A 7,392-nucleotide genomic window follows, 5' to 3' on the forward strand; every position below is an offset into this window, starting at 1 on the left:
CGAGAATTAAATTCTCGGTTTTTTTTATGCTTTATTTTACGATGATCTTCTCTGAAATTTTTCTTTCCTTACTCTCGTATCTCACGATGTAATTTCCTGTTTTCAATTGAGGAACATAAACTTTATTTTCTCCTTTTTCAACTGGAAAATCTGGCGTTACTTTTTGTCCTGCCATATTGTAAAAAGCAACAGCACCGTTCTCATCTTTAATTAAGATCGTTAATTCTCCATTCGATATAGGGTTAGGATACATACTAAACACCTCGTTCGTTAGTTCGAAATCTTCCAATCCCATATTTTCTCTTGGTGTTTCAATCAGTCCTACCCCATACCAAGCATCGTATACCGTAAAATACTCCTCTGAGTTTTCACCGAATAAATCTTCTGCTGCACTTAACGTTCCTTCTACGGCGTCTACATATTGCGAATTACTTCCCAATTGTGTCATTAAGGTATGATACGCTATTTTTTCTGCTCTTTGCATGCCAATTCCCGATACAATATACTCTTTTGCGGGAGTTACTTCTTCGTTGTCTCTATTAAAAATAGGATCTGTCATTCCACTTCCTCCTTCACTTACGAGGTAAAACCAATAGTTGAGTACGCCACTATTTGTGTGTACGCCTCCATTATCCTGGTGTAAGTTTGTTGTATTCGCCCAGTATTCTCCTCGATATGTATTGGGTTGTCTATAATAGGTACGTCCTTCTTTTGGATTTTTCATACTCCTCATGAAAGGGTTGGCTGGATCTTTCAGTATTCCCATTCCCATATACCAATCAGCATCATCTACCGTATAGTGTTCAATCGCAGTACCAAAAATATCGGCAAAACCTTCATTCAAAGCACCTGATTCTCCTGCATAGCGCAAGCCACCTCTTCCATTATTATCTATTACTAAGTGTGTAAACTCGTGTCCAGTAACATCTAAAGCTGTCAGCGGATTATAGGCATTTGATCCTCTACCAAAAACAAGCGTATTAAATGGAGGTCCCATCGCTACCGCATTATTTGGAAATCCAGATTCATCCCCATCCATTGCAACTGGATTATAAAAAGCTCTGATTACACCTTTTAACGTATCATCCCCCGTATAATTATCATAGCTCGTTCTATTGTGTACTTCTTTATAGTAATCATAGGTTCTTGCTAATCCCCAATGTACATCATTGGATGGATGATCGTTAACGTTTGGCGAATCATATGTATATACCGTTCCGCCTCTTCTATCATATACTTCCCATGCGTTTTGTAGGGCAGTTCCGTCAAAAGTCTTTAGCTTTCGTTCCTGATCAACTAATTGATATTTCCCGCCACGCTCTGTCATACCCAAAGGTAAATTATCGCGATAGAATCCATTTCCCGTTCCTGTAACATTGACATGCGAGATTAAAGATACTTCTGAAATAACTTCCCCTTTTTCGACATCAATAAAAACATTTTTACTCAGCATTCTAGCATTGGAATAATCATCCACGCGTACTTTATGTGCCAAAACAAATAATCCATCTTTATCTGAACGGGCAAATACCGTTTCCACAGGAAAATCTGCTACCTTATTTGCCACCAACACCTTACTCGCCTTGAAAGCAATACTAACTGCTTTTTCTTGCGAAATAACGGGTTTTTTGTTTACATTATTGCGTAGACTATATGGGCTTTTTTTATTTTCAATGTTGATGATTGTCCCGTTAACTGATGTTACTCTACCTTTTTTATCCGCGTGAACAATAAACATTTGCCCTTCTACAAGATACTGTCCTACAAAGTGTTGATAGGTATTGTGTGTTTTTCCAAAACTATCCACATAACTATCAATCAGTTGAAAGCGATTCGTTTCATTAAAACCAAAGAATGTATTCGCTTTTGCTAAAAATTCTTGTTCTGTTATAGCGGTTTTCTTATCCATTCGGATAACAAATGAACCGTAATCATTCAGTGGTTTATAGGTTGGCAACTGCGCAGTATACACTTCTAAAGTAGTTGCAACACGAGTATCAACAGCTGCAACAGTGCTATGTCCTACAAGTAGAAACGAAGCTAATGCTACATAAAATGTAGGGACATATACGTATTTTTGTTTCATGGGCGTTTTTTGTCTATTAAATTAATATTATCAATTTCGAAATATAGCAAAATTTATCCGATAAATATTTAACAAAACATTTAATACCAATATTTAACAATCTTTTACAATAACTAATCCCAATACCCCTACTAACACTTATTTAATTCAATCTTACATTTCAAAAACCTAGAAAACAAAAATAGAACAGTGACCGCCTTAACGTTTCCTTTCGTTATTTCACCAAAATTTTAGCAGAAATCTTTCTTTCTTTGCTTTCATACCTCACCATATAAGTACCTGCACCTAGGTGAGGAATAGCTACTTTGTTCTCCCCTCTTTCCACGGTGAAGTTCGGCGTTACCTGTTGTCCAGCCATATTGTAAAAAACTACCGTTCCTTTGTCGTCTTTGATCAAAACCGTTAATTCACCATTGGATACTGGGTTGGGATACATACGAAAGACATCTTCAGTTAGCTCAAAATCTTCGATTCCCATATTTTCTCTTGGCGTTTCAAGTAGACCGACGGCATACCACGCATCGTAAACGGAAAAGTATTCTTCTGATTCTTCCCCGTACAATTCTGCTGCGGCTGTTAATGAACCATGCACAGCATCTACATATTGCGAATTACTTCCCAATTGTGTCATTAAGGTATGATAGGCAATTTTTTCTGCCTTTTGGATGCCAATTCCAGAAACGATATATTCTTTTGCTGGTGTTATCTCTATGTTTTGTTGATTTCTTATGGGATCTGTCATTCCACTACCTCCTTCACTAACCAAATAGTACCAATAATTCATTACCCCGCTATTTACGTGAACTCCTCCGTTGTCCCAAGCTCCAAGTTGAGTATTGGCCCAATTTTGTCCTTTATAGGTATTTGGTTGTTTACTAGCAGGGTGATTGTTTTTCGGATTTTCCATACTTCTCATATAATCATAGCCTGGTGAACCAACAATTCCCTTTCCAATAAACCAATCTGCATCCGCTACGGCAAAATGTTCAATTGACGTACCAAAAATATCGGCAAACCCCTCATTAAGTGCTCCCGATTCGCCTTGATACGTTAATCCTCCTCTACCGTTATTTCCTACAACGAGGTGGCTAAATTCATGTCCAACTACATCTAAAGTAACTAAGGGATTGAAATAGCCTGAACCTCTTCCAAATACCAAGAAATTGCCGTGTATGGAATGAACAGCAAAGGCATTATCCGGAAAACCTGAATCGGGATCTCCATCTAAAAACAGTGGGTTGTAATAGGCAAAAATCGCTCCGCCTTTGTTATCAAAACTAGTTCGATGGTGTACCTCCTTATAATAATCGTACGTACGCGCTAATCCCCAATGAAGATCATTAACGGGGTTTTGTGGAAAATTCGTTGACGTATGCACGATATATTCCCCTAATCCATCGTAAAAATCCCAATCGCTCGTTATGTTTTCTGCGCTATAGGTTGTTACCTTACGATCTGTATCGACTAACAAATAGTTACCGTTCTCTTCTTTTAATTCCAAAGGTAAATTCGAACGATAATATCCATCTCCTGTTCCTCTTACATTGGCATGAGCGATAAGCGAAACCTCATTTACGATATCGCCTTGCTCAACGCTAATAAAAACGTTTTTACTCACCATTCGATTCGGCCCAATGTCATCCACGCGCACCTTATGTGCCAAAACAAATAACCCTTGTTCTCCTGTAGCTTTGACAAAAACCGTTTCTACTGGATCATCTTCCGTTTTTGCTTTTTTAATTTTATTTATCTTGAATGCAATATGCTTTGCCTCTTCTTTGGAAATAACTGGTTTTCGATTGATATTCGCCCTTAAACTATAGGTGCTTTTTCTGTTTTCAATAGTAATAATCGTTCCATTTACAGCAGTTACGCGTCCCGTTTTATCCAAGTGAACGATAAACATCTGTCCTTCTACGGGGTAGGCTCCCACCCTATGTTGGTAGGTTTTGTGCGTATTACCCAAATCATCCGTGAACGTGTGGATCAATTGAAAAGTATTCGTTTCATTTAATCCAAAAAAAGTAAGTGCATTAGCTAAAAACGCTTGTTCCGTAAGATTTGTCTGTTTATCCAAGTGAATGATAAAGGATCCATACTCATTTAATGGCTTATAATTCGGCAATTTACCTGTATATACTTCATGACTAGCCGCTGCATTTTCGGTAATAGTTCCAGCATAACTTACTCCTGATAAGAGAAGAGAAGCCAATACCGTATACATAAATGGGGCACGTACGTATTTTTGTTTCATGGATTTACTTATTATTTAGATTAAATTAATTTAAAGGCGAAATATACTACAATTCGCTTAATGTTGAAAATACAAATTTCAGTTTCCCTTTTTTTAACACAACCTTCAATGAGAATAGAGGACTTATTTTTCTCCTGTTTATCCCCGTTGCGTTGTCCTACGTTCTAACACTAGGTCGATCTTTTTTGAATTTAATTTTATATTTTCCTCCATTACGCTTACATTGCTGAAAAATTATTTTCATTTGAAAGTTGTACGTTACACCCCCGAATACCAAGAAAGGTGGAATCTTTTTCTCGAACAAGCAACGAATGCGAGCTTTCTCTTTCACCGTGCTTTTATGGACTACCACCAAGCGCGTTTTATGGATCATTCCCTTTTAATTTACGAAGATCATAAGCTGGTGGCTCTCCTACCTGCCCATACCGAAGAACAGATACTATGCAGTCACTTTGGATTGAGTTATGGCGGAATCATTCATTTGCCCACCCTAACTCTTGCTCAATACCTAACAATTATAGAAGCGATTGCCTTGCATTGCAAACAGTTGGGTATAGACGCTTTGATTATCAATGAGATCCCCTCGATCTACACTAAGCAAACTACCAATACCTTGGCCTTTATCAGCCATGCTTTACAAGGGGGGCCCCCTAGTGTTCAACTGCTTTCTACACTTGATTTTGCATCGCCCATGCAGCTGAATACCAACCGAAAACGCATGATTCAAAAGGGAATAAAAAAGGGCTATACGGTAAAAGAAGATGCCTTAGCCACCGCATTTTGGCAAGAGATTCTCACACCGCGTTTGCGTGATCGCTATAACACAGATCCCGTACACAGCTTGGCGGAAATCACCCAATTGATGCAAGCTTTTCCACAGTCGATCAAACAAGTCAATGTGTATACGTCCACTGGCAAACTAGCGGGGGGAGTCACCTTGTTTATTCACCCTCAGGCTGTGCATTTGCAATACATTGCAGGAACAGAAGAAGACAATAAAAACGGCGCCTTAGATTTATTGATCTACACCTTGCTGGAGCAATATCAATCCACGGTTCGCTATTTTGATTTTGGAAGCAGTCACATCAGTCCCAAGCAGCTCAATGCGGGGCTACTCTACTGGAAAGAGAGCTTTGGTGCGCGAAGTACACCCCAATACTGCTATTCGTTTGCCGTTGAAAACCTTTTACAAGTACGCGCGCTAATCGATTGATAATCCTTACTTTTGCATTTCTTGATCTTGTATTCTTAGCTTTTTATGCGTATGTCCCAATCGTTTAAAATACCGTACAATCGTTTGATACACCTAGACAAAGCGTCTACAACGCCTGTCTACATGCAAATTGCCAATCAATTTAGCAATGCGATACAGCGCAATATCATCCCCGTACAGACGAAATTACCCGGAACGCGAAAGCTAGCGGAACTCCTACAGGTTAACCGCAACACCATTATTGCGGCTTTTGAGGAACTCATCACCCAAGGGTGGTTAATTAGTCTACCCAACAAAGGGACTTTTGTTCACCAAGCCAAGCAGGTGGTACACACGAATTCCCATGCATTTCCCTCTACTACAGGTTATGCATTCACAACGGATAATCGCTTGGATTTACCCAGTGATCAACACCGATGTCGCTACTATTTTACCGATGGCACACCCGATATTCGCTTGGGTTTACAAGAGGAACTCGCTGCTATTTTTAGCGCCAACCTCAAGCGAAAACAACACAGCACCTACTTTGATCCCTATACCAAAAAGGCTGTGGTAGCGCTGAAAAAACAAGTAGCCAACTACGTTAATTTAACCCGTAATATTCAGGCTACTCCTGCGCATATACTAACCACCCAAAGTCCAACTTCGGCTTTATACCTTTGTGCAAAATTACTTCTAAAGGCGAGCGATCACGTAGCTATTAGCGAATATGGCTATTATGGCAGTCATGCAATTTTACAACACACGGGAGCCCAATTACACACGATTCCTTTACATGCGGAAGGACTCGATCTCCTTGCTTTGGAGAAGCTGTGTCAACAACGACCAATTCGCCTGTTTTATCTTACGGCGAACCACCACTATCCAACAACGCAATCCCTATCCGTTCAACAGCGTGTCAAGCTCTTGCAGTTGGCACAACAGTATGGTTTTATTTTATTAGAAGACGACAATCACTTCGATTTTCACTACAACAACAATCCTCCTTTGCCTTTACTAAGTGGTGATACCAAAGGCATGGTCATTTACCTGAGCTCCATAGGAACATCCATTGCTACAGATTTTACGATGGGGGTTGTGGTAGCGCCAGAAAATTTAATTCGAGAATTGGAAAAGCACCAAGCCGTACTGGAAGAAAACAAAAACTATTTCACCACCCATACGCTGACGGAATTAATCGAAGAAGGGATTTTGTTTCGACACCAGGTAAAAGTCAATAAAATCTATAGCGAAAGACGGGATTATTTCTGTCGTGTACTAGGGAATTTATTTGGCGACCGCATTGCGTTTTCAGTACCAGAAGGCGATTTAGCGGTGTGGATTACCTTTTCATCTCCCATTAACCTCATGCGTGTTCGCGCCTTGTGTATGCTCAACAACCTCTACATCCCAACGGCGTTGTTGTATCAGAGTAAAAAGTTAACGGGTATTCGCTTGGGATTTGCCCATTTAACAACCGATGAGATTGACCTTTGTTTGTCTATTTTTCATCAAGCTTGTGTAGAGTAGCATACTTTTTCAACCCTTAACCCTTAACCCTTAACCCTTAACCCTTAACCCTTAACCCTTAACCCTTAACCCTTAACTCATAACCCTTAACCCTTAACCCTTAACCCATAACCCTTAACTCATAACCCTTAACCCTTAACCCATAACCCTTAACTCATAACCCTTAACTCATAGCCCTTAACCCTTAACCCTTAACCCTTAACCCTTAACCCTTAACCCTTAACCCATAACCCTTAACCCTTAACCCTTAACCCATAACCCTTAACTCATAACCCTTAACTCATAACCCTTAACTCATAACCCTTAACTCATAACCCTTAACTCATAACC

4 protein-coding genes are annotated in these 7,392 nt (G+C 39.6%); 2 read left to right on the forward strand and 2 right to left on the reverse strand.

The features are described from left to right. Positions 1–31 precede the first annotated feature (31 nt). Together ACPDHL_RS02670 and ACPDHL_RS02675 are read right to left on the reverse strand one after the other, a co-directional pair. The gene (locus tag ACPDHL_RS02670) at positions 32–2,086 is read right to left on the reverse strand and encodes a M4 family metallopeptidase (RefSeq protein WP_430531254.1); all 2,055 of its coding nucleotides are present in this window, start codon (positions 2,084–2,086) and stop codon (positions 32–34) included. Positions 2,087–2,300: 214 nt separating this feature from the next. Beyond that, a complete protein-coding gene (locus ACPDHL_RS02675) occupies positions 2,301–4,340 on the reverse strand; it encodes a M4 family metallopeptidase (RefSeq protein ID WP_430531255.1) in 2,040 nt (679 codons plus the stop codon). Positions 4,341–4,584: 244 nt separating this feature from the next. Here ACPDHL_RS02675 and ACPDHL_RS02680 point away from each other — a divergent pair, with 244 nt between their 5' ends. Together ACPDHL_RS02680 and ACPDHL_RS02685 are read left to right on the forward strand one after the other, a co-directional pair. Then, positions 4,585–5,553 (forward strand): hypothetical protein, encoded by a 969-nt coding sequence (locus ACPDHL_RS02680; RefSeq protein ID WP_430531256.1) that lies wholly within the window; start codon positions 4,585–4,587, stop codon positions 5,551–5,553. Positions 5,554–5,637: 84 nt separating this feature from the next. Further along, the gene (locus tag ACPDHL_RS02685) at positions 5,638–7,062 is read left to right on the forward strand and encodes a PLP-dependent aminotransferase family protein (protein WP_430531257.1); all 1,425 of its coding nucleotides are present in this window, start codon (positions 5,638–5,640) and stop codon (positions 7,060–7,062) included. The last annotated feature ends 330 nt before the right edge of the window (positions 7,063–7,392 follow it).

The organism is Myroides sp. C15-4 (genome assembly GCF_050522745.1).
In the GTDB taxonomy this organism is placed as follows: domain Bacteria; phylum Bacteroidota; class Bacteroidia; order Flavobacteriales; family Flavobacteriaceae; genus Flavobacterium.

Bases quoted from the DNA above. Each gene is read 5' to 3' on its own strand.
- ACPDHL_RS02670 (WP_430531254.1), bottom strand. From the start codon at position 2,086: ATGAAACAAAAATACGTATATGTCCCTACATTTTATGTAGCATTAGCT.
- ACPDHL_RS02675 (WP_430531255.1), bottom strand. From the start codon at position 4,340: ATGAAACAAAAATACGTACGTGCCCCATTTATGTATACGGTATTGGCT.